This window comes from Alteromonas sp. ABV2_168 (assembly GCF_056161165.1).
Window position 1 is genome coordinate 63258 of record NZ_JBSWYQ010000001.1, and the last position, 21370, is coordinate 84627.

24 protein-coding genes are annotated in these 21370 nt (G+C 47.1%); 11 read left to right on the forward strand and 13 right to left on the reverse strand.

The window, feature by feature from the left end; translation table 11 throughout:
• Nucleotides 1-13 precede the first annotated feature (13 nt).
• Genes ACXAH4_RS00330 through ACXAH4_RS00345 form a run of 4 tightly spaced genes read left to right on the forward strand, consistent with a single transcriptional unit; the run spans nt 14 to nt 4758 of the window.
• Nucleotides 14-1333: an MFS transporter gene (locus ACXAH4_RS00330; RefSeq protein WP_474880267.1), complete on the forward strand. Its 1320-nt coding sequence runs from the start codon at nt 14-16 to the stop codon at nt 1331-1333.
• A gap of 17 nt (nt 1334-1350) precedes the next feature.
• On the forward strand, nt 1351-2424 hold the full coding sequence (locus tag ACXAH4_RS00335; protein ID WP_474842271.1) for a tartrate dehydrogenase: 1074 nt from the start codon (nt 1351-1353) through the stop codon (nt 2422-2424).
• Entirely contained in the window at nt 2421-3674 is a 1254-nt protein-coding gene (locus tag ACXAH4_RS00340) for a glycerate kinase type-2 family protein (protein ID WP_474842269.1), read from the forward strand. Before ACXAH4_RS00335 ends, ACXAH4_RS00340 begins: the two co-directional genes overlap by 4 nt.
• A gap of 58 nt (nt 3675-3732) precedes the next feature.
• Nucleotides 3733-4758 (forward strand): AraC family transcriptional regulator, encoded by a 1026-nt coding sequence (locus ACXAH4_RS00345; protein ID WP_474842267.1) that lies wholly within the window; start codon nt 3733-3735, stop codon nt 4756-4758.
• 151 nt (nt 4759-4909) lie between these two features.
• On the opposite strand, the gene ACXAH4_RS00350 is transcribed toward ACXAH4_RS00345, so the two are convergent.
• The 3 genes from ACXAH4_RS00350 to ACXAH4_RS00360 all read right to left on the reverse strand — a co-directional run bounded on the left by ACXAH4_RS00350 (nt 4910) and on the right by ACXAH4_RS00360 (nt 6973).
• Nucleotides 4910-5851, reverse strand: coding sequence for an alpha/beta fold hydrolase (locus ACXAH4_RS00350; protein ID WP_474842265.1), 942 nt, complete (start codon nt 5849-5851; stop codon nt 4910-4912).
• A gap of 115 nt (nt 5852-5966) precedes the next feature.
• Nucleotides 5967-6449 (reverse strand): nuclear transport factor 2 family protein, encoded by a 483-nt coding sequence (locus tag ACXAH4_RS00355; protein ID WP_474842263.1) that lies wholly within the window; start codon nt 6447-6449, stop codon nt 5967-5969.
• Nucleotides 6450-6514: 65 nt separating this feature from the next.
• Nucleotides 6515-6973: a very short patch repair endonuclease gene (locus tag ACXAH4_RS00360; protein ID WP_474842261.1), complete on the reverse strand. Its 459-nt coding sequence runs from the start codon at nt 6971-6973 to the stop codon at nt 6515-6517.
• A 99-nt stretch (nt 6974-7072) separates the two neighbouring features.
• Between ACXAH4_RS00360 and dcm the strand changes: the two genes are divergently transcribed.
• Nucleotides 7073-8350 (forward strand): DNA (cytosine-5-)-methyltransferase, encoded by a 1278-nt coding sequence (dcm, locus tag ACXAH4_RS00365; protein ID WP_474880269.1) that lies wholly within the window; start codon nt 7073-7075, stop codon nt 8348-8350.
• A gap of 135 nt (nt 8351-8485) precedes the next feature.
• Nucleotides 8486-9085 carry a hypothetical protein gene (locus ACXAH4_RS00370; RefSeq protein ID WP_474842257.1) on the forward strand — a complete coding sequence of 200 codons (600 nt, stop codon included), beginning with the start codon at nt 8486-8488 and terminating at the stop codon, nt 9083-9085.
• A 115-nt stretch (nt 9086-9200) separates the two neighbouring features.
• On the opposite strand, the gene ACXAH4_RS00375 is transcribed toward ACXAH4_RS00370, so the two are convergent.
• Nucleotides 9201-10064, reverse strand: coding sequence for a YicC/YloC family endoribonuclease (locus ACXAH4_RS00375; protein WP_119503195.1), 864 nt, complete (start codon nt 10062-10064; stop codon nt 9201-9203).
• Nucleotides 10065-10306: 242 nt separating this feature from the next.
• On the opposite strand from ACXAH4_RS00375, the gene ACXAH4_RS00380 reads away from it, so the two are divergent.
• The 4 genes from ACXAH4_RS00380 to tusA all read left to right on the forward strand — a co-directional run bounded on the left by ACXAH4_RS00380 (nt 10307) and on the right by tusA (nt 14031).
• Nucleotides 10307-12280, forward strand: coding sequence for an alpha/beta hydrolase family protein (locus ACXAH4_RS00380; protein WP_474842255.1), 1974 nt, complete (start codon nt 10307-10309; stop codon nt 12278-12280).
• A 142-nt stretch (nt 12281-12422) separates the two neighbouring features.
• Nucleotides 12423-13136, forward strand: a complete 714-nt coding sequence (gene rph, locus ACXAH4_RS00385; RefSeq protein ID WP_474842253.1) for a ribonuclease PH — start codon at nt 12423-12425, stop codon at nt 13134-13136.
• 9 nt (nt 13137-13145) lie between these two features.
• Entirely contained in the window at nt 13146-13790 is a 645-nt protein-coding gene (gene pyrE / locus ACXAH4_RS00390; protein ID WP_474848706.1) for an orotate phosphoribosyltransferase, read from the forward strand.
• A complete protein-coding gene (gene tusA / locus ACXAH4_RS00395) occupies nt 13777-14031 on the forward strand; it encodes a sulfurtransferase TusA (RefSeq protein WP_303572503.1) in 255 nt (84 codons plus the stop codon). The genes pyrE and tusA overlap by 14 nt, the downstream gene beginning before the upstream one ends.
• A gap of 51 nt (nt 14032-14082) precedes the next feature.
• Here the strand turns inward: tusA and ACXAH4_RS00400 are convergent, their stop codons facing one another.
• From ACXAH4_RS00400 to ACXAH4_RS00430, 7 genes are all read right to left on the reverse strand, one after another.
• Nucleotides 14083-14379 (reverse strand): DUF1206 domain-containing protein, encoded by a 297-nt coding sequence (locus ACXAH4_RS00400; RefSeq protein WP_474880270.1) that lies wholly within the window; start codon nt 14377-14379, stop codon nt 14083-14085.
• A gap of 75 nt (nt 14380-14454) precedes the next feature.
• A complete protein-coding gene (locus tag ACXAH4_RS00405; RefSeq protein WP_474880272.1) occupies nt 14455-14886 on the reverse strand; it encodes a DUF1206 domain-containing protein in 432 nt (143 codons plus the stop codon).
• 289 nt (nt 14887-15175) lie between these two features.
• Nucleotides 15176-15637, reverse strand: a complete 462-nt coding sequence (locus ACXAH4_RS00410; RefSeq protein WP_474842248.1) for a hypothetical protein — start codon at nt 15635-15637, stop codon at nt 15176-15178.
• 70 nt (nt 15638-15707) lie between these two features.
• Nucleotides 15708-16292: a YqaA family protein gene (locus ACXAH4_RS00415; protein ID WP_474848701.1), complete on the reverse strand. Its 585-nt coding sequence runs from the start codon at nt 16290-16292 to the stop codon at nt 15708-15710.
• A 9-nt stretch (nt 16293-16301) separates the two neighbouring features.
• Entirely contained in the window at nt 16302-17585 is a 1284-nt protein-coding gene (locus ACXAH4_RS00420; RefSeq protein WP_474880635.1) for a metal-dependent hydrolase family protein, read from the reverse strand.
• A 73-nt stretch (nt 17586-17658) separates the two neighbouring features.
• Nucleotides 17659-18213, reverse strand: coding sequence for a DUF1285 domain-containing protein (locus ACXAH4_RS00425; RefSeq protein WP_474848836.1), 555 nt, complete (start codon nt 18211-18213; stop codon nt 17659-17661).
• On the reverse strand, nt 18203-19051 hold the full coding sequence (locus tag ACXAH4_RS00430; protein WP_474848697.1) for a DUF3014 domain-containing protein: 849 nt from the start codon (nt 19049-19051) through the stop codon (nt 18203-18205). The genes ACXAH4_RS00425 and ACXAH4_RS00430 overlap by 11 nt, the downstream gene beginning before the upstream one ends.
• Nucleotides 19052-19412: 361 nt before the next feature.
• Between ACXAH4_RS00430 and ACXAH4_RS00435 the strand changes: the two genes are divergently transcribed.
• Complete coding sequence (locus tag ACXAH4_RS00435; RefSeq protein WP_474880273.1) at nt 19413-19721, forward strand: DUF6482 family protein; 309 nt, start codon at nt 19413-19415, stop codon at nt 19719-19721.
• Here ACXAH4_RS00435 and ACXAH4_RS00440 read toward each other — a convergent pair.
• Both ACXAH4_RS00440 and ACXAH4_RS00445 read right to left on the reverse strand, forming a co-directional pair.
• On the reverse strand, nt 19715-21031 hold the full coding sequence (locus ACXAH4_RS00440; protein ID WP_474880274.1) for an ABC1 kinase family protein: 1317 nt from the start codon (nt 21029-21031) through the stop codon (nt 19715-19717). The genes ACXAH4_RS00435 and ACXAH4_RS00440 overlap by 7 nt on opposite strands.
• Complete coding sequence (locus ACXAH4_RS00445) at nt 21028-21309, reverse strand: hypothetical protein (RefSeq protein WP_474880276.1); 282 nt, start codon at nt 21307-21309, stop codon at nt 21028-21030. The genes ACXAH4_RS00440 and ACXAH4_RS00445 overlap by 4 nt, the downstream gene beginning before the upstream one ends.
• Nucleotides 21310-21370 lie beyond the last annotated feature (61 nt).

The following is a 21370-nucleotide window of genomic DNA, read 5'->3' on the forward strand; positions in this document are numbered from 1 at the left end:
CATTGTTAAATTAATGAAAATGGTGATGGTGTTGTCAACTGAACAATTAACGATGAAAAGGGTTGCCTGGAGAATCGTCCCTTTCATTATGTTGCTTTACTTTGTTGCTTATCTGGATCGGGTAAACGTCGGAATTGCTGCAATCACGATGAACGATGATATTGGCCTGTCCAAGGCTGCGTTTGGATTGGGGGCAGGTATCTTTTTTATCGGCTATTTTCTTTTTGAAGTCCCTTCTAATCTCATTCTTCACAAGGTTGGCGCCCGCAGGTGGATAGCGAGGATTATGCTAACCTGGGGTCTTGTTTCCGGCGCCATGGCCTTTGTACAGGGGCCCATTAGTTTCTACATACTCAGATTTTTACTAGGGGCTGCAGAAGCGGGTTTTTTTCCCGGCATAATTCTGTATTTAAGTTATTGGTTTCCATGTCGATATCGCGCGGGGATCACGGCAATGTTTATGGCAGCAGTGCCAATTTCAATCGGCCTTGGTTCGCCAATATCCGGATGGCTGCTGTCTTTCGACGGCATCATGGGAATGAAAGGCTGGCAGTGGCTATTTCTCATTGAAGCCCTACCTGCTGTGTTATTGTCTGCTGCAGTTCTTCTCTTTCTTACTGACAGGCCGGAAAAGGCGAAATGGCTGCCTGAAGAGCAAAAACAGTGGCTTGTGGAAGAAATGAGCAAAGAGAGAAAAGCCGTTGCAGCAAGTCATGGTGCTTCAGCCGTTTTCTCTGCGCTGCTTAACCCGCGAATTCTGGCGTTGGCACTGGTTTATTTCGGCACATCTGCCGGGCTTTACACAATAGGGATATGGGCCCCACAAATACTGGCGCAATACGAACTAACCTTAACCCAAATTGGTTTGGTTAATGCGATTCCCCCTGTCTTTGCTGTAATAGCAATGGTTTTCTGGGCAAAACACTCAGATAAAACGGGCGAACGTACAACCCACGTATTCGTCGCGTGTATTGTTGCTTCCGTAGGCCTGTTTGCCGCAGCTTTTACAACATCTCTGCTGGCTGCGGTGTTGGCACTCATTGTCGTCAACGTGGGAGTGAGTTCTGCTAAACCACCTTTATGGGCAATTCCTACTCAGTTTTTGACAGGCTCAGGGGCTGCAGCGGGTATTGCTGCAATCAATTCTATCGGCAATCTTGGCGGCTTTTTCGGGCCAACGTTAATCGGCTACATCAAGATGTCAACCGGAGACTATACGTGGGGACTGATTGGCGTTGGTATTAGTCTGGTGGTCTCAGCATGTATCGTGTTGTTTTTAGCAGGAAAGCCAACCCAAACCCATACTTCTTTTAATTCAACAGCGCTTAAGTAAGTGCATAAGGGGTAAATGTGAAAAACTATTCAATTGCGGCGATACCGGCGGACGGTATAGGTATAGAAGTCATCAACGAAACCGTTGACGTTCTCAATGTATTACAGGAGGAAACCAAAAAAGCGACCTTTAATTTTGAGTTTTTCGACTGGGGCTCAGACTACTATAAAAAGCACGGCGAAATGATGCCAGATGATGGCTTAGAAAAGTTAAAGAAACACGATGCCATATTATTCGGAGCGGTGGGGGCACCAGACGTACCAGACCACATAACTCTGTGGGGCCTGCGATTAAATATTTGCCAGAATTTTGATCAATACGCTAATGTGCGACCAACCCGTGTATTGCCCGGAATTAGTTCTCCGTTAAGAAATTGTAAGCCCGGGGATCTGGACTGGGTAATAGTCAGGGAAAACTCTGAGGGTGAATATTCGGGTCAGGGAGGGCGATCTCACCGCGGAATGCCAGAGGAAATTGCGACAGAAGTGTCCATATTTACCCGTGTGGGCGTGACCCGTATTATGCGTTATGCCTTCGAGTTGGCTCAGAGCCGTCCAAGGAAGCAGTTAACGGTCGTCACCAAATCCAATGCACAGCGACATGGTATGGTTATGTGGGATGAAATAGCGGCCGAAGTGGCGCAGGAATTTCCCGATGTAACCTGGGACAAAATGCTGGTTGATGCTATGACAATGCGTATGACGCTAAAACCAGAATCTTTGGATACCATTGTTGCAACGAACCTTCACGCAGACATCTTATCTGATTTAGCCGGTGCTTTAGCGGGAAGTCTGGGTGTTGCACCGACTGCCAATATCGATCCTCAGCGTCGCTTTCCGTCGATGTTTGAGCCAATTCACGGCTCAGCGTTTGACATTACCGGAAAAGGAATAGCTAACCCGGTTGCATGCTTCTGGAGTGCAGCACAAATGTTGAATCACTTCGGGGAGTTTGAGCTCGAAGCCTTACTGATGGAAGCAATAGAGTACGCCACGGGTGTAGGAAAACTGACTCCTGATGTAGGTGGTAAAGCAACGACAAAAGACGTTACTGAAGCCGTCATTCACTATATTCGTGATCACGCGAAATGAATGCAGATGTACAAAAAGCAACATTAACAGCTATTGCTCAGGTAGCTATTGATAGCGTGGTTCCATCCGCTGACTGGTTTGCTTGTTTGCCCGCACCGCCCAAGGGGCGGTGTGTTGTAATCGGGGCAGGTAAGGCGTCCGCATTGATGGCGGCGGAATTAAACTGCTACTGGGAGGGTGTGCCGCTCTCTGGCATAGTTGCAACCCGATATGGACATGGTGTCTGTGCGGGACGAGTTGCAGTAATCGAAGCAGGACATCCGGTACCCGACGAGAATAGCGAACGTGCTGCCAGGGCAATGCTGGATGCCGTAGTTAACTTGTCAAAAGATGATCTGGTCATTAGTTTGATATCCGGTGGTGGCTCAGCGTGCTGTGCATTACCTGTTGAAGGTATTCATCTTTCTCAGAAGCAGAAAATTACCCAATCGTTATTGAGAAGTGGCGCATCTATCAGTGAAATGAATGCAGTCAGGAAAGCACTGAGTCAGGTCAAAGGCGGCCAGCTTGCAAAAGCTGCCGCTCCAGCCCGCGTATTTAACCTGATAGTAAGTGATATACCCGGAGATGTACCGGAAGATGTGGCTTCCGGCCCAACAATACCAGACACAAGAAGACCGTTGTGTGCACAAAAAATACTAGAAAAATATGGGCTATCCGAATGGAAGCAATACGTTCCTCTTTATCAGCATAAGGAGTCGAATGATGATGTAAGCGTAGAGTACAAGATTGTCGCGTCTGCCCGACAGGCCCTGCAACGCGCCGCGAGAGAAGCACAGAAACACGGTTATAAGCCTGTCGTGCTAAGTGATCAATTTGAATGCGATAGCCAAGTCCTGGCCAGTATCATGGCTGCCATTGTGAAGTCCGCTAAAACAGCAGGTTTTCCTGATAAACCTCCTTTGGCTATCATCAGTGGTGGAGAAACATCGGTTACCATTTCAGGTAAATCGTATGGACGGGGTGGCCGAAACACGGAATTCGTACTGGCGTTGATGAAAGAATTAAAGAATTGTTATGGCGTTGGTGCAATTGCGGTGGACAGCGATGGCATAGATGGTACCGAAGATGCCGCAGGAGCATTTTTACTATCAGATAGTCAATTCAGAGCTATGGAAAATAACTTGGATCTTGAAGAATATCTTACGAAGCATGACAGCTATTCATTTTTTAAAGAGATGGGGGATTTATTTATCACCGGACCAACGTTGACTAATGTGAATGACATACGCATTATTCTTGTGAATTAAATGACTTTGCCTTCTTATTTTAGTTAAAAAATTATCAGGGAATTAAGAGAGTCAGACGGTGAACACTGATAAAATGGAGTATGGGTCCGCTGCTAATCATTACTTGACTGCACTGGTCGAGGCCGCTGCGCTCAAAGGTGTTGACGTTGATATTCTGATGCAAGGTATCGGTCTATCGCGACAGGATCTATACCGGCCTGAACATCGTATTCCGACACAAAAGCTGGCGGATTTGCAAAAAGCTATCTGGCAGTGGATGAATGATGAAAGTATGGGTCTTAATGACATGGTCATTCCGTACGGCTCCTACTACATGATGGGACAGTTAACCGTAAATCAGCCGACCTTGAGAAAAGCCCTTATTTTAGGAATTCGTTTTTACAACCTGTTATTCAGACGTGAGCAAATAACTCTGCAAGAAAATGGTAAATCGGTCACCCTGCGCCTTGTTCTGCATAAACCTGAGTTGGATTATCACCATCTGTTCGCTGAGATTTGTCTTTTATCATGGCATCGTTACGCCGCGTGGTTAATTGCCGATGAACTGCCCATTATTGAAAGCCACTTTCCTTATCCTACGCCCGCTCATGTCGGTGAATATAGTTATCTCTTCCCAGGGCCGCACAATTTTGAAAGCAAAGAACTTTCATTGATATTCCCAACCCATTACCTGGATAGAGAAGTCAGGCAAAACAGTGCAAGTCTGAAGGTCTTTATGAACCGTTGTCCTCTCGAGCTGTTCCGGCAGTACAAAGCGGACTATAGTTTGAGTGGTGAATTGAAACCTCTTATCAAATCAGGCCTGCAAAATCGCATTGTTACGATTCAGTACTGTGCAAACAAAATGCATATGACTCCGAGGACGTTAATGCGGAAGCTCAGAGATGAAGGGACTTCGTTCCAACAATTGAAAGATATAATCCGTCGTGACAGAGCAATGCATTTCCTTTCGCAGACGACAATTTCAATAAATGAAGTTGCTGAAAGGGTTGGATATTCCGATCCCGCTGTGTTTACCAGGGCGTTTAGATCATGGACGGGAGACACGCCCAGAGCATACAGAATGAAGACTATAGACGAATAGTAAATCCTCAAAGTTTCAATTGCATATGAGTCAACGCCTGCCATTCTCGTTTACATAACGAACTAAAGATAGCGAGTTAGACATAGAGTTTTTTGCGGTCACAGCTTTAGCTGCTCTTGCTTTTCGTACACAAAGCAAGAGCAGCCAATAATTACTGAGTAACCGGAAGATAACTTTTAATAAACTCAGCGGCCATATCAACGTATTCTTCGGTATCAAATACCGGGTCGCCATGACCGGCGCCTTGTACAACAACTAACTTATTTGATACTCCTGATTCCCCCAACCTGGTTTTCAAAATTCTACTTTGACTATCCGGAACAACTCCATCAGCATCTCCGTGCATGATGATGAAAGGTGGGGTATCTGTATCAATATATGTAGTAGATGATGCCCATTTAGCTAGATCTGGTCTTTCAACAGGAGAGGCGCCAAGGAGCCTTGCTTCTGCTGCATCTGGTGCGTCATGGTCAACATTTCCACTGTTTCCCCTCATAGCATTAATATCACTGGGGCCAAAGAAGTCGAGAACTACAGCAATATCGTATTCGGGCTGTCTACTTGCCTCATAGAAGCCAGTTTCAGTATCGTTGTTAGATGTAGCAATCAGAGAGGCCAGGTGACCACCTGCAGAGCGTCCCATAATACCAACTTTATCAGTACTGATATTGTATTGACTGGCATGATTTACCAAATAGTTAATTGCATCGTTGATATCTGCTACTTGCGCAGGAAAAACGGCTTCTCCGCTCAAGCGGTAATTGACCGCGGCAATTGCGTAACCTTCATTTACCAATTTATCAGCCAAGGTACCATTTTTGGAAATAAATTCGTCTTTGGAGCCCCTGAACCAAGCTCCTCCATGAACCCATATCAAAAGAGGCGTATGTTCCGCTTTACTCTGTTTGGGTATATATAAATCCAGTTGAAGAGCTTTACTACCGATCGTTTTGTAAGTCAGTGTTTTTACATTATAGGCTGGGATAATTTTGTCCACTTGATTCTTAGACTTACCGTTTGATCCGGAAAAATTGCATCCGGGAAGAGCTGTAAACAACAATGTTAGAGTAATAACCTTTAAAATTGTGCGCATCAGGTAATTTCCTAAAGTTGAAGGCGATAGAAGATGCTAATGTTAAAAAGTAAAAAACAGAATGGTGAAAGTATGTTAAATACTGTCCATATCATGCTATCGCCAGTCCTTTTAGTTAATTTGCTACAGGTATCTCAGCAGAGGAAAGCTTTATCATTTCGGTGACTGTACTGGCTAACTGGTTAGGAATAGGAATGGTCAGATGATATTGGGCAATTTTCCATTTGTCGTTTTCAAGCACCAGTACACCGGTTCCCCGCGTTACACCATAGCTGGCATTATCAAGAAGTTCATCAAACCAGGCCGTATTGCCGTTAGCAGAAAAATAAATATGCCTGTCGCGGGGATGATAGGTCCAACCCTGCCCCTTATCGAAATATGGCTTCGCATAGGCTTTAAATTCATCAACCGGCCAGGTTTCTCCCGCATCGGTACCGATGAATACAGCATTGGCTGAAAAGAGGCTGAAATACGTGGTGAAGCTGGCATCAGATGCAGCCTGATGAAACTTATCCAGCACGTTGCTGACTTCTTCCTGAGGACTGGCTGACACCGACAGTGACAGCATAAACAACAAGCAACAACTTAACCGTTTCATCTCATTCTCCTTTTGCTAAACAGGTATAGTACATTACTTGCGGGTGGTCACAAACGTCTCTGCCTTCAGCGTATTTCCAGTGCTCTTTTAAAGCCGTGCTTCATATGGATAAGTTTCTCAAGTCGCGATATGACTTCTTCAAAAGGCAGTTTGCCAACCCCCTTCAGGGCACACTCCCAGACAATAATTACCTTCCATCCCTGACTAAGCAGGTCGTGCTGGTGGCGTTTATCCCGCACTGTATTCTGCGTAAGTTTGGTGAGCCAGAATGCTGTTCTTGTTTCCGGCAAGTGTGCCAGATGACACTGTTCGTGCATGTGCCAGAAGCAGCCGTGCACGAAAATACAGGTTCTGTATTTGGGTAACACAATGTCCGGCGAGCCCGGTAACCGCTTAACATTTTTCCTGTAACGGTACCCTCTGGCAAACAGCGCCCGCCGGACCAGTAGTTCCGGTTTTGTATTTCTGCTTTTTATCGCAGACATGTTTTTACTTCGTGTAGCTTTGTCGTGTACGTCTGCCAATAAAAGTTTCCTTCCGTTTTAAATGACAAAGCGCTGGTAGCTGATCTGTTCTGATGCTAACCTCGCAGGGATAAAAACCGGATAAGCAGAAGTCTCCCCATGAGTAAACAAAACCAGAATCTTAGCGCTGATGATATCAGGTGTATACGTCAACGGCTGGGATTGGGCAGAACAGAATTTGCAAATCTTTTGGGGTTGGGCAATCAGGGCGAGCGGACAGTTCGCGGTTGGGAAAATGGCGAGCACCTGCCTTCGGCTAAAAAAGCAGAAGCAGTGAGAACCCTGGAAAAACGCATGGTGCAACTGGCCAAAGAAGCCCCTTTCGCAGCTACCGGCTCAGAATACCACTTTAACTTTATCGATCTCTTTGCCGGAGTGGGTGGCATACGACTTCCATTTCAGGAGTTGGGAGGTAAGTGTGTATTTACTTCAGAATGGGATAAATTTGCACAAAAAACGTATCTTGCGAACTACGGTGAAATGCCACACGGCGATATTACCCAAATCCGCGCGGCAGATATTCCGGATCACGATGTGCTGTTGGGCGGGTTTCCCTGCCAGGCATTTTCGCAGGCAGGTCTGAAAAAAGGGTTCAGCGATACCCGCGGCACCATGTTTTTTGAAATTCAGCGCATTCTTGTTGAAAAGCGTCCGAAAGCATTCCTGCTGGAAAACGTAAAGCAGCTTAAAGGCCATGATAAAGGTCGTACACTTAAAACCATTGAGGCTATCCTGCGGGGAGATTTTGATCAGAGTATACCGGATGATATGCCTCTCAGTGAGGAAGCGCGCCATGCTCTTTCTGAGAAGCTGAATTACTGGGTGGACTATAAAGTGCTGCGGGCGGCAGATTTCGGTGCCCCGCAAAACCGTGAACGGGTATTTATCATCGGCTTCGATAAAGATCATTTCAGCGAAGCAGATATCAATGCACATTTTCGCTGGCCGGAACCACCAAACATACCAACCCGTGTGGGCGATATTCTTGAGAGTGCGTCCGAACTGGCAGCCAAAGATGATCGTTACACCTTGTCAGACAGGCTCTGGACGGGCCATCAGAAGCGTAAAGCGGAGCATAAACAAAAAGGTAACGGGTTCGGCTATTCACTGTTTACGCCCGACAGTGCCTACACCAACACGATCAGTGCCCGCTATTATAAAGACGGGTCCGAGATCCTGATTGACCAGAGCGCACTGAACAAGAATCCGCGTAAACTGACACCAAGAGAATGTGCTCGATTACAAGGCTTTCCCGAGGCATTCATCGTTGATGCTGTATCTCAGGGCCAAATCTACAAACAGTTTGGCAACTCAGTCTGTGTAAATGTGATCAGGGCCGTCGCCAGCGAAATGGTAGCGTTTATGAGGAAGAGATAAAAAAGCTCTGATTCGAGACGACTAAAAGAATAAGTTGAACTCCTTGAAAAATTGGAATGCTATCCGGTTTTTATGAATATCACACCCAAGATGAGTAATGAATAGCGTACTTATTAAAAATTTATAAGGCAAGTGATGTATAGAAGAATAATGCTAATTTTAGGCGATGAAAAAAATTCTATTTTGATTGACAATATTACCAAAGTTATAACGTCAATTATAATTACAATAACTATTATATTGTCATATTCGCAATTTAAAATCCAAACCGAGTTCGAATTGAAAAAGCCATTGATGGATTTAAGGGTGAAGATGTATTCAGATATTTTGATAGAATCTGCAAAACTTTTGCCTGCAGCAAAGAATCCACTAGATATTGAGAAGTTAAAGAATTCAAATCTAAAGCTAAAGAATATTTACTATGAGTCATTTGTAGTTTTTGGAGATCCAAGAGTAAATGAGGTATATAAAAAATTAATAGATACAGTAGATGAAATAGTTGAGAGAAATGAAAGTAGAGAACGGTCAATGTCATCTAATGACTTTCAGAATAAATACTCGTTAGAAATTTATTCGAGTAGATCATTTTTAGCAAAGTGTATCGGATCTACGTTAAAAGAGGTTCTAAATGTACAGTTGGATGAAAAATTTCAAACGATTAGTGAACTAAAAAATCACTCAATATATTGCAGCATTCCGGATAGTGATGAATATCGGATACTACCTAACTATTAATTCAAAACTTGATTTACCCACCAAATCATTTGGATTCTGGTGGGTAAGCAGTATCAAACTGACTATTTGTAATAAAAATATGTAATATAAGTGTGTTGCAATAAATATGTGAACGCTATTCAATATTCTGGATCTGCTCGCGCATCTGCTCAATCAGCACTTTCAGCTCAACAGCTGATTGAGTGATTTCTGAGTTTATTGACTTGGAACCCAGCGTATTCGACTCACGATTGAATTCCTGCATCATGAAATCCAGACGACGGCCGCAGGCGCCGCCTTTTTTCAGGATATTACGGGTTTCTTTAACGTGAGCATTCAGGCGGTCGAGTTCTTCTGCCACATCAATCTTTTGCGCCAGCATGACCATTTCCTGCTCGAAGCGGGTGGGATCAAGTTCTACTTTGGCTTCTTCAAAACGGGACTGAATTTTTTCACGCTGCCACTCAACAATAGCCGGCATTTTTTCAGCAACTGCTGCGGCTTCTTTTTCAATGCCGTCCAGGCGCTGTTCAATAAGTGCTTTAAGCGCATCCCCTTCGGTGGCGCGGGCTTCGATGAACTGAGTAAGGGTATCGTCAAATGCCGCCAGAATATCCGCCTGAATGGCATCCATATCGGCTTCTTCGGCAGCGATAACGCCGGGCCAGCGCAGAATATCAAGGGGGTTAACTCCGGTGGACTGACCGTGTGACTGCACCCAGTCTGCAGCATGCATGACTTCTTTCGCAAGTGCTTCGTTAAGCGTGAGTTTGGTTACAGCGGCATCGTTAGCGCTGAAACGCAGCGCGCACTCTACCTTTCCCCGCTGTAAACGCTTGCGAAAGCGCTCACGGAGCACCGGTTCCAGTGCCCGGAATTGTTCAGGCAAACGGAAGTAAGTTTCCAGAAAACGCTGGTTCACCGAGCGGACTTCCCACACGGCTGTTCCCCAGTCTTTTTTCACTTCACTGCGGGCAAACGCGGTCATGCTGTAAATCATAAATTTTCAATCTCCGTATGGATTTATGCGTAAGTCTACGCAGGAATCACCGGGTTGTCAGTGGTAATGTTCACTGTGTTCATACTTTAGTACAAGGTTCAGACAGGTTTTGATCGTCCCTGCTTGCCTGTAACTGTGTTGCTGGCTATTCTGTTACCGGATAAATTTGTTACATTTAATGGATTCTGATTTCAGAGATAATGCCTCATTATCAGAAGTATGTTTACTCAGGGATGACCCACATGTCGTATAAGAAATTAGGTGCGCTGGTCGCATTTTTGTTCCTTTCTTTTTCTGCTTTTGCGGCTTTCACACCGCAGGACATAGCTAAAAATGCTATTTACGCAGATGCCAAAATATCACCGGACGGAGACCGTCTGGCCATCGTGGTTGTACAGGATGGCATCAGAAACCTTGCCGTGCTGGACATGAAAGATTTCTCAACGGTTGGCGGAATGGCCATGCGCGGGGGAAATGAGGTCGGTACCTTTTACTGGGCGAATAATGATCGCCTGGTAATGGAAATCTGGCGTAAAGAGCCATGGCAATCTGAACCTCAGTTCTGGGGCGAACTTTACGCTATTAATTACGACGGTACTAACGGCGAGATTATCTATGGATTCAACGTCGAAGAGCGTCAGAATACCCGGATTAAAAGAAAGAAAAGCGTAGATGGCTGGGCCCGCGTGATCAGTACAATGCCGGATAACGACAATGAGATCCTGATTGCATCAGAGCCGATGAACGTAGACCGGATTGGTTTCGTTCAGCGTCTTTCTGCCAGCTACGACAGCATCGCATCAATTCACCGTCTGAACGTTTACAGCGGCAAATTGTACCCCGCCAAGGCTTATGCGCCCGCGCCACAATCTGACATTTTTACTGATGACAGTGGTAACCTGATCATGGCAACCGGCACAAATAAGAATGACGATACGCTTATTTTTCGTCGTAAAGGCGATGACTGGGAAGAAATCAGTGAGCAATTCGGGCAGGCTTTCCATCCGGTATCTCTGAACGAAGATGCCACGGAAGTGATTTACCTGGATAATTTCGAACAGGACAAAGTCGGCCTTTTCCGGATGAATCTCAAGACCGGTGAGCGAAAAGAAATATACACCGATGATGTAGTGTCTTTGTCTCAGGTAAATCTGACAACCGATAAGTCCTCTGCCTATGCTATCCGCGTGGATGACGGTATGCCGGCGTACATGGTTTTCGACAGTGCCGGTGAAGAAGCCAGAATCTTTAAAGACTTGCTGGGTGCCCTGCCGGGTTACAACGTGAATATGGTCAGCCGTTCAGCAGACGGCAATTTGTGGCTCATCTATGCCACCAGCGATATTGATGCCGGTACCTATTATCTTTACAACAAATCTGCCAATAGCCTGAGCCAGCTGTTCGCTAACCTTGAACACATTTCCGTAGACGACTTCTCTGAAACCAAACCGGTGAGTTTTGAAGCGTCAGACGGAATGAAAATTCACGGTTTCGTTACCTACCCTGTTACGATGAAACAGGGACAGAAAGTTCCTCTGGTAACTCTTGTTCATGGCGGTCCGCACTATGTACGTGATTTATGGTGGTTTGACCGTGAAGTTCAGTTACTGGCGAACGAAGGTTATGCTGTTCTTCAGGTGAACTACCGTGGTTCCGGTGGCTATGGCGGCGATTATCAGGTTGCCGGCTACAAGCACTGGGGTGACGATATTCAGCAGGATATTATCGACGGTACACGCTACATCATTTCTCAGGGACATATCGATAAAGACAAAGTGTGTATCATGGGCGGTAGTTTTGGTGGCTATTCTGCGGTGATGTCTGCAGAACTGGCACCCGACCTGTTCAAGTGTGCTGTTGCTAATGCCGGCGTCTATGATCTTAATCTGGCACTGGAGAAAGGTGACATTACTGAATTCCTCACCGGTGATGCCTATCTGGAAAAAGTGCTGGGTACTGACCCCGCTCAGTTAACTGCATTTTCCCCTGTGTCCCACGTGAGCAAACTGTCCGGTCCGGTACTTATTGCCCATGGTGCCCGTGACCGCCGGGTTCCCCTTGAGCACGCCGAACGTCTGAAAAGTGCCCTGGACAAAGCTGGCAAATCCTATGAGTGGTTCGTGAAAGACTCGGAAACACATGGTTTCTATGATGAAACCAACCGCGGCGAGTACTATCAGAAGGTCGTGAATTTCCTCTCTGAAACATTAAAATAATCTGATAACGCTGCATTTATGCGGCGTTTTACTTTTTTACGCCTTAATTCCCTTCCCGCCGGATTCAATTTGCCGGTGTATTTACGCTATACTTGCGCCTGTTAAAAAATACAGATTTATGACCTTTTCTCAGGAGACTCCTATGCGTCCAAGCGGCAGAACCGCCAGTCAGATCCGTCCCGTTACGATTACCCGCAATTACACTTGTCATGCTGAAGGTTCGGTTTTAGTCGAATTCGGTAATACCAAGGTACTTTGCACTGCGACGGTGGAAGAAGGTGTACCGCGTTTTATGAAGGGTCAGGGAAAGGGCTGGGTAACGGCTGAATACAGTATGCTGCCGCGGGCAACGCATACCCGCAGCCAGCGTGAAGCAGCACGGGGTAAACAAGGCGGCCGTACCCTTGAAATTCAGCGCCTGATCGCCCGCTCTTTGCGTGCGGCACTTGATCTGAAACTGCTTGGTGAAAACACAATAACACTGGATTGTGACGTTATTCAGGCTGACGGCGGAACACGTACCGCTTCTATCACTGGTGCCTGTGTTGCACTGGTGGATGCCCTTACCTTCATGCGTGCTAAAGGCATTATCAAAACTAACCCGCTGAAATTCATGGTAGCAGCATTGTCTGTGGGTATTTACGAAGGTACGCCAATTGCTGACCTGGAATATACCGAAGATTCAGCAGCCGAAACCGACATGAACGTAGTAATGACCGAAACCGGCAAGCTGATTGAGATCCAGGGTACCGCGGAGGGCGAACCGTTCTCCTTTGATGAAATGCACGAAATGCTGGATATCGCTAAGCACGGTCTGCGTGAACTGTTTGATGTTCAGAAAGCGGCTCTTGCGTAAGGAGAGCAGATGAAAGCGTTTAAAAGAGAGTTTATTGAGTTTGCCATCGCCCGTGGCGTGCTGAAATTTGGCGAGTTTACCCTGAAGTCAGGCCGTACAAGTCCTTACTTCTTTAATGCCGGGTTGTTCAACAAAGGTGGCGATCTGGCCAAATTGGGTCGTTACTACGCGGCAGCACTGGCGGATTCCGGCATAGGCTTCGATGTACTGTTTGGCCCTGCTTACAAAGGGATCCCTATTGCCACAACCACAGCAGTAGCCTTAGCTGATCATCATGATATGGATGTGCCTTATTGCTTTAACCGTAAGGAAGCGAAAGATCACGGTGAAGGCGGTAATCTGGTAGGCAGTCCGCTGGAAGGCCGTATTATGCTGGTGGATGATGTGATCACTGCCGGAACAGCTATCCGTGAGTCAATGGAGCTTATTGCTCAGAACGGTGCCTCTCTGGCCGGTGTACTGATTGCGCTGGATCGCCAGGAACGGGGTAAAGGCGAGCTGTCTGCTATTCAGGAAGTGGAACGTGATTTTGGTACACAGGTAGTTTCTATCGTGTCTCTGAATGACGTAATTGCTTATCTGGAAGAAACCGGTGCGCACGCAGAGCACATGGCGTCAATTCGTCAGTACCGTGAGTCATATGGGATTGGATAATCCCCTCTTCGCCAGCCCGGACCACGAACTGGACACACTGGGCCTCCGTTGCCCGGAACCTGTGATGATGGTGCGTCTGAAAGTGCGGAAAATGCAAGAAGGTGAAACGGTTCTGATCACCGCAGATGATCCGGCAACAGAGCGGGATATCCCGGGGTTTTGCCGGTTTATGCAACACACGCTGGTGGCAAGTCAGACTGATGCATTGCCTTATCAGTTTCTGATTAAGAAAGGGCTGTAGCCGTTATCTCATACAAACAGTTTTTAAAGCCGGTGATACGCCGGCTTTTTATTACCGGTTTCCCGGCGTGGTGCGGTAAATTGTTTCAAAACCACAGAAAATGCCAAACATGGCTATGCCGGCACCTGTCGCAGCAAGTCCATACTGCCCGTACCGCTGATTTAAAATAGTACTGAATGCTTCTTTAATTCCACCTGCCTCTGACGGATCCAGTTCAATTGCCGCCTGAATAAAAAAAGCACCTACCAGAATGTAAACAACACCCCTCGCGAGATAGCCGAGTCTGCCGGCAATACGGCTGATATGAATCTCACTGTCCCGCATATGATGAGTATTAAATTTTTCCATGAAATCGGCTTTACAGGCATGCTTTAGCTGGATGAAAGAAAATATCAGAATACCCGTACCGATGGCAGCAACCAGTCATTCTCCCCACGCCTGCTGCATTAATTCCTGTGAAACCTGTTTACTGCTGTCTTTATCTGAATTACCGGTACCAATCAGCACTCTGATTGCACCCCAGGCCCCGACTCCGTAAATCGTCGCTGATAATACAAAGAAAGCTCTGGTGATCACATCGCCGGCTTTTGACATATCCAGGTTCTCGGTATTCAGAAAGGCCTGAATAAGACGCCATAACATATAGCAGACGAGCCCGCATACTACGCCGGCGAGCAGATACCATCCTAAAGGCTGCTCCAGGAGTGTTCTGAAAACATGGTCCTGAGTGGGTTCTTCAGATTGCAGGAACGTAAATGCTGTGGTTATAACGAAAATACCAAGAAGAATATAAACAACGGTTTTTGCACCATATCCGGCGCGGGCAATATAGCTGATAGTGGTTGAAGCGATCACAGTATCTTATCCGGTATTCGTTACGCTGGCAGGGGGAAAACCCGCAAGCTTTTTCCTATATTATTTGAATACGCAAATAACTGCTGATAGCGATTTATCTGTTGCTAAAATTAATGGCTTTCCGTGATGGCCTGAAGTAAGAGCCGCTGTAAGCGCACTTTGTCATCATGAGACTGGCAGCGGAGATCGCTGATGTGCAAAATCCTCTGCCGTAGCATATGCTTCAGAAGCCTGATATCCACTTCCAGCGTTATGGTTGTGGATGACTGGCTGTCCACCGGTAAGGTCACTAGTGAAGTACCCTTGAAGATAATGTTTGCCGTTGGTAGAAGGCCAGCCCTTTCTGCAGTGAAAACGTAATTTGTTGCAGCATCGTCAGTAACTCAGGGTGTAATGCAAACAGCGGGGCCAGCGCATAGATTTGCTGTGATGCCGCATCAAGACAGGTGGCAGCATCTTCAATGTTCCCTGTAGCAGCATGGCTGCGTGCAAGCTGTATGGCAGCAGCACCATAAGCGGTCAAATCTTTTCTCTGTGAGGCCGGGGAGGTTTCCGGTGCCTGCAAAGAAAGCAATACCGCCTGCGCGATCTCATAAGCTTCCCCTGCTGTCTGACGGGCGGATTCCATTTCACCGGACTTTGCCTTTTCCAGCGCAGTTTGACTGGTTTGTGTAAAATGGTTGCGGGCATGCTCCGGGTGGGATTGCAGCCACTTCCAGTATTCCGGGCTAAGATAATGGGTTTTCATCATACGCACCTCCTGAATTAAAAGTAATGCAAATGAGAATTATTATCAAATTAAATTTAATGCTGTTGCCCGGTTAAAACAATGTAGTGATATACCAGATCAACAGCACGACAGCAGTCAGTGCAAGTATTGCCTTTGTTTTATATCGCCTGATTAACGCTTCAGCTTTGTCTCCGGCAACATATACCGCCAGTGCCAGACCAAAATACCGTATGGACCTGGCGATGACCGTGGCCAGTAAGAACAACAGCAGGGAGTATTTTGTTGCACCCGCTGCCAGCATGGCTATCTGAAACGGAATGGGGGCAATCCCGAGCGTCAGCACAAACCAGAAACCCTGCTGCTCCATTTTAGCTGAAACTTGCTTAAATTGTTCCGGGTCAGAAAAGGTATTGATGATCCAGTCGCCGGTTAAATCGAAAAGATAATACCCCAGCGCATAACCGAATAATGCACCAACAACACACCCCAGAGTGGCCATCAGGGCAATGCTCCAGAGCTTTTCCCTCCTTGTCTGCATCAGCGGTATGAGGATCGCTTCCAGGGGCACAGGTACGATGGTAGATTCCAGAAATGACGCCAAAGTAATGCCTTTCAGCATGTGCCTGGAATCCACCATTTTCTTCGTCGTACGTTTTAACTTTTTCGTTATGGGCATAATCTTCCGTTATTGTTTGAAGATTGCCCCGTCCTTCATAACAAAGACAACCTTCTCCATCACCCTGATGTCCTCAAGGGGATTACCTTCAACTGCAATGATGTCGGCCAGTTTACCGTTTTCGATAGTGCCGAGTTCATCACTGATATTCAGCAGTTTTGCCGGTGAAACCATTGCACTGCGCAATGCTTCAGCAGCAGGCATGCCTGCTTCTGTCATCAGCGCAAATTCCTGAGCGTTATCGCCATGTGCAGAAACGCCGCTGTCAGTGCCAAACACAATGCTTACACCCGCTTTATACGCTTTGGAGAAGGTGTTTTGGATCAACGGGCCGATGGCGGCAGCTTTGGGTCTGACAAGTTCCGGAAAGAATCCGTCGATTTTCGCTTTCTGAGCCACAAACTCGCCGGCGAGAATTGTCGGGGTATACCAGGTGCCGTGTTCTTTCATTAAATCCATGATCTCATCGTCCATGTAAGTACCATGCTCGATAGACGTCACACCGGCTTTAATGGCCCGCTTCATACCTTCTTTTCCGTGAGCATGCACAGCCACTGTCATGCCGTAGTCATTAGCCGTAGCAACAATGGCTTCCAGTTCATCGTCCATAAACTGCGGATTCTGGCCGCTTTTCGCTACGCTCAGAACGCCGCCGGTGGCAGTAATTTTTATCACGTCAGCACCATCCTGATAGCGCTGGCGCACTGCATCGCGGGCTTCAGCAACGCCGTTTATAACACCCTGCTCCGGTCCGACATCAGGGCGAAGTTTGTGTGCCATCCCGTTACTGGGATCTGCATGTCCGCCGGTTGTCGCAATCGATTTACCGGCAGAGAAAATACGCGGCCCCTGTGCCAGGCCTTTATCAATGGCTTTTCGCAGTGCGATGGTTTCGTTGTATCCGTCACCCAGATTACGCACGGTTGTGAAGCCGGCAGACAGGGTTTTCTCCGCAAAGTGTGCCGCTTTCAGGGTGTAGTCAGCTTCGTTGAGCGTGAAGCGTTCCATGTAAGAAGACGGGCCCTGCTGGGAGGAAAGGTGAACGTGCATGTCCATCAGTCCCGGCATTACCGTATGATTTTTAAGATCAATCACTGTGTCGCCGTCTTCAGCGCTGATATAGCCTTTTTTCACCGCGGTTATCTTGTTGCCGTCGACCACAATTGTCATCCGGCTTTGCAGAGAGTCGTCAGTTGCAGAAAATAAGTTGCCGGCATGAATGAGGGTGTCTGCCTGCAGGGGTAAAGTGTTCAGTCCCAACAGGGCTGTTATACATAAAGAGAGTTTTTTCATTGTCATTATCGTTATCAGTGTGTGGGTTTTCTACTGTAATGAAATGACTGTGCGGATACCAGTACGGCAAAGGTTATTCGCTGATTTCTCCGAGAATGAGCTCATAATCACCGCTTTGAACTGTGAAGCGGGTGGTGCCGTCGGGCGCTGTTTTTTCCTCAGCTTCGTTGAGTAACTGATAGTAAACATTCTGATGAAGTCTGGCCCACAAGTTACGCCGTACATTCACGTAAGGTAAAAAGGTGCCGTCTAAAGAAGCCCGCAGTGTGCCGGGATGAGAGGCGCTGACAGTGAATGTATCACCGGTTTGTGTGGTTAATCTGAGGTGATTATCTTCCATTGCCCACTGAATAATAACAAAAGGCACATCCTCTACCTGTATACCGACTTTCTCCACCGGTGTTACCAGAAAATAATCGTCATTTTCTTTTACTAAAACAGAGGAAAAAAGTCTGACAAGGGATAATCGTTTAACAGAAGATTGCTGATATTGCCATTCACCGGAGGCAGTGATGCACATATCGATGTTACCGCAAAATGGCGGATGCCATTGTTCTACCGGAGGGAGGTTGCACCCGTCATCTGACGGGTGCGACTCTATCTGAGCCTGAAACCGGTTAAAATCCATCGTCTGCAAGCAGAGATTTCAATTCCCGTAATTTCGCCTTGATACGGCGCATATTGTCCGGGCCGGTTCTCAGCAATTGCTTTTGCGGCGTGCTGAGTTCTTCCAGTTGCGGATCAGCATATTTGTAGGCAACTGAGTCCGAGTATACTTCTACAGGAACAGGTACTTCCGGGGTATCGAGCAGTTGATCGATAGCTTCCACCACGACAGATTCAAACGGCTGGCCGGGCTGTCCAATCTCGTCATACTTCGACTGGATTTCCCCTTTGTAACGTTTGAACAGATCTAGCAGAGCTTCATTATCAAAACTTTCCATCATGGTAACGTACGGCGTGTAACGCTTGTAGCTGGCGGCATCAATCCACTCTTTATCAGCCTGACGGTAAACTTTGAATGTTTGCTCCGGTGCGGTTAACGGTACCTGCTGGGTCGCAGGCATTTCATCATTGGCCAGATTGGTCACTGTAACAACAAAGCGCTGAATAAGACCCTCATTCACAATCAGGTTGTTCGCTTCTTCCGTACCTGAAATAGCATTTAAGGCTTCTTCTACGCCCTTATCCGACACATCCAGAGGTTCCGGTTCAGGCTCTGGCTGTTCCGGCATAGGTTCCGGCTCGTCAACGGGATCAATATCTACCGGTTCCGGTGGCGGGGCGGGCTGAAAATCGTCCGGCTCGTCAGGCAGAACTGGCATTTCTTCTGCCGGCACTTCTTCGGTAACCGGTGCAGGTTCTTCCTTCGACGGCCACAACAGAACTGCAATTATGACCACTACAATCACCGCGATAATTAAAATATGCGGCGCCAGCGTTTTCTTTTCTGAATCATCACTCATAAACTTTTCACCCTGTAATGTTCCCTCTGGATCATAAACCCGTGCTACCTCAGGACATTCGCCTCAGAAATTGGCTGAATTCAACTGTCCTGAGATAGCACGGCTATCATACTACCAGAGATGTGTTCTCTGTTTTGAGAATCAATGGATCAATTTGTTCCGTACTAATAGCAAATTCCTCTTTTCTAACACTTTTCTACTCAGAAAAGCCTGATTTTGATCGCATTATCTTTGCTATAACCAGAAAAAATGCGAAAAAACGGAGCGCTTCATTACAACATCTTAATGGGAATTCCGTCTGTAAAAGTAGTCCTTTCTGAATGGTATTTGTACACTTCAGACAGGTTAACGGAGAGCAGCGATGAACAAATTCTACTTTCGCGATATCGAAAACGACCCTGTAGTCATTGATTACCTTGAAGTGCAGTCATTCGAAATGAACGTATATCTGGTACTTATTTGCATCGGCCAGCGTTCGGGACAGGTTTACGATAACGAAGACAAGCCCATGCGTTTTTACAGCGCAGGACAGATCCGCGAGTTGTTCGCTCATTGTCATGTAGAAAAATCGGTGATGAAGCATGACACCCCCTACGATGAGATGATTGGCAATCCGCCAAAAGCGTCACATTCTGTAGCGTTACCATTCACTATGGCATTACCCTACTGAATCCAGGGTGAAGCAATATGGCGTAGATTCATCTGTACTTTTAACCGTCTGGCCAGCAGGAATAATCCGCCCAGTTTACGGTGAATGAACAGAGCATCTGCCGGCGGCACATGCCAGAAATTTTCCCGGTACGTCAGTGCGGTACCCATATTGTGTAACCGCATTATCAGGTCACTGTTACCAAAATCATAGCTGCCGTCAACATGTATCGCTTCACAGGCGGTCATTCCGAGTTCAACGACTTTGGTTTGCTGCTGAGTGGTATGTTCACTCGTGACAAGTCCTATAGACAAAGCCGCACTGAGCATGGCGTCAGCATCATTGTTTGCCGCCGCGCGCAAAAGCGAACGGTATCCTTCAGCCATAGCCGGGGCAATTTCTCTGGTGGCACCGAAATCCAGCAGAATAATTTTTCCGGAAACGGGGTCATAGCGGTAATTTGCCAGATTCGGATCGCTCTGTATCAGTTTAAAATCGAAGACTTCTCTGAAAAACAACCTCATCAGTGCGCTCATGATCCCGTTACGCAGGTCTTGTTCCAGTTGCAGTACCGACTCTATGTCATCCCCTTTTTCAAAAGACATGGCAAGGACATTTTCAGTACACAGCGACGGGTAGCTGTGGGGCACAATAAACGCATCATCATCCTGCAAACGGGAACGGTAGGTGTCCAGCATATACGCTTCCCGCAGGTAATCAGCTTCCTGTTTAAGCTGCTGTTTCGCTTCTTCCAGCACCGGTGCAATATCCAGCGTTTTAGGGATAAGACCACTCATCCGAACCAGTGTGGCCACATTATCAACATCACTGTCGATGCTTTCACGTACGCCGGGGTACTGGACTTTTAACGCCAGCATTGTGCCGTCGGGAGTGATGGCTTTATGGACCTGACCGATAGACGCGGCGGCGACAGGGGCAAAAGAAAAATACAGCATGTTGTCCAGCCAGTTTTCACCCAGTGCATTGCTCAGCACTTCAGTAAGCTGGACTTTGGGCATCGGACTGGCATCTTCCCGCAGACGGGCAAGGATTGCGGACAGTTCTTCAGGAAGAAAATCTCCGCCGTCCATGGAAATAAGTTGCCCTACTTTCATGGCGGCACCGCGCATAGTGGCCAGTTTGTCGGCTATGCGGGTGATGTTGGCCGGCGTCAGCAACAAGTCAGCCATTGCAGGCCGCTGCCCTTTCAGTAATTGTCCGGCACCACTGGTCACCATATTGCCGGCAATGCGCCCAGCCAGAGAGCCCAGACCTATTACCCGCGACAGTCTGCCAGAGGGGACGGGTTTGCCGTCCGGCTCATCGCTCATAGTGTCACGAATGCAGAAAGGAGCTGAATGCAGAATCCGGCTGCACTGCCTGCTGCAAATCCGGTCCAGCCGTTTTTGCCCAGGTAACGGAAAACCGTAGCGGAGAAAATACCGCACCAGATCATGGCGGCATAAATTGAAAGGGTGCTGTCGGGGCTGGTGGCGCCCGGAATAAATAACAGCGCAACGAAAAGAATGGCCATAGCGCCGGATAGCAACACCCACATAATATTCTTTTTGTCAGTGAAGCTGTTGGTTTGAGGAGTCGTTTCAGACATAACACTTACCCGTAACGCGAAAACAGTGTGGTTAACTATGATGCAATACGGGCAAGCGGGT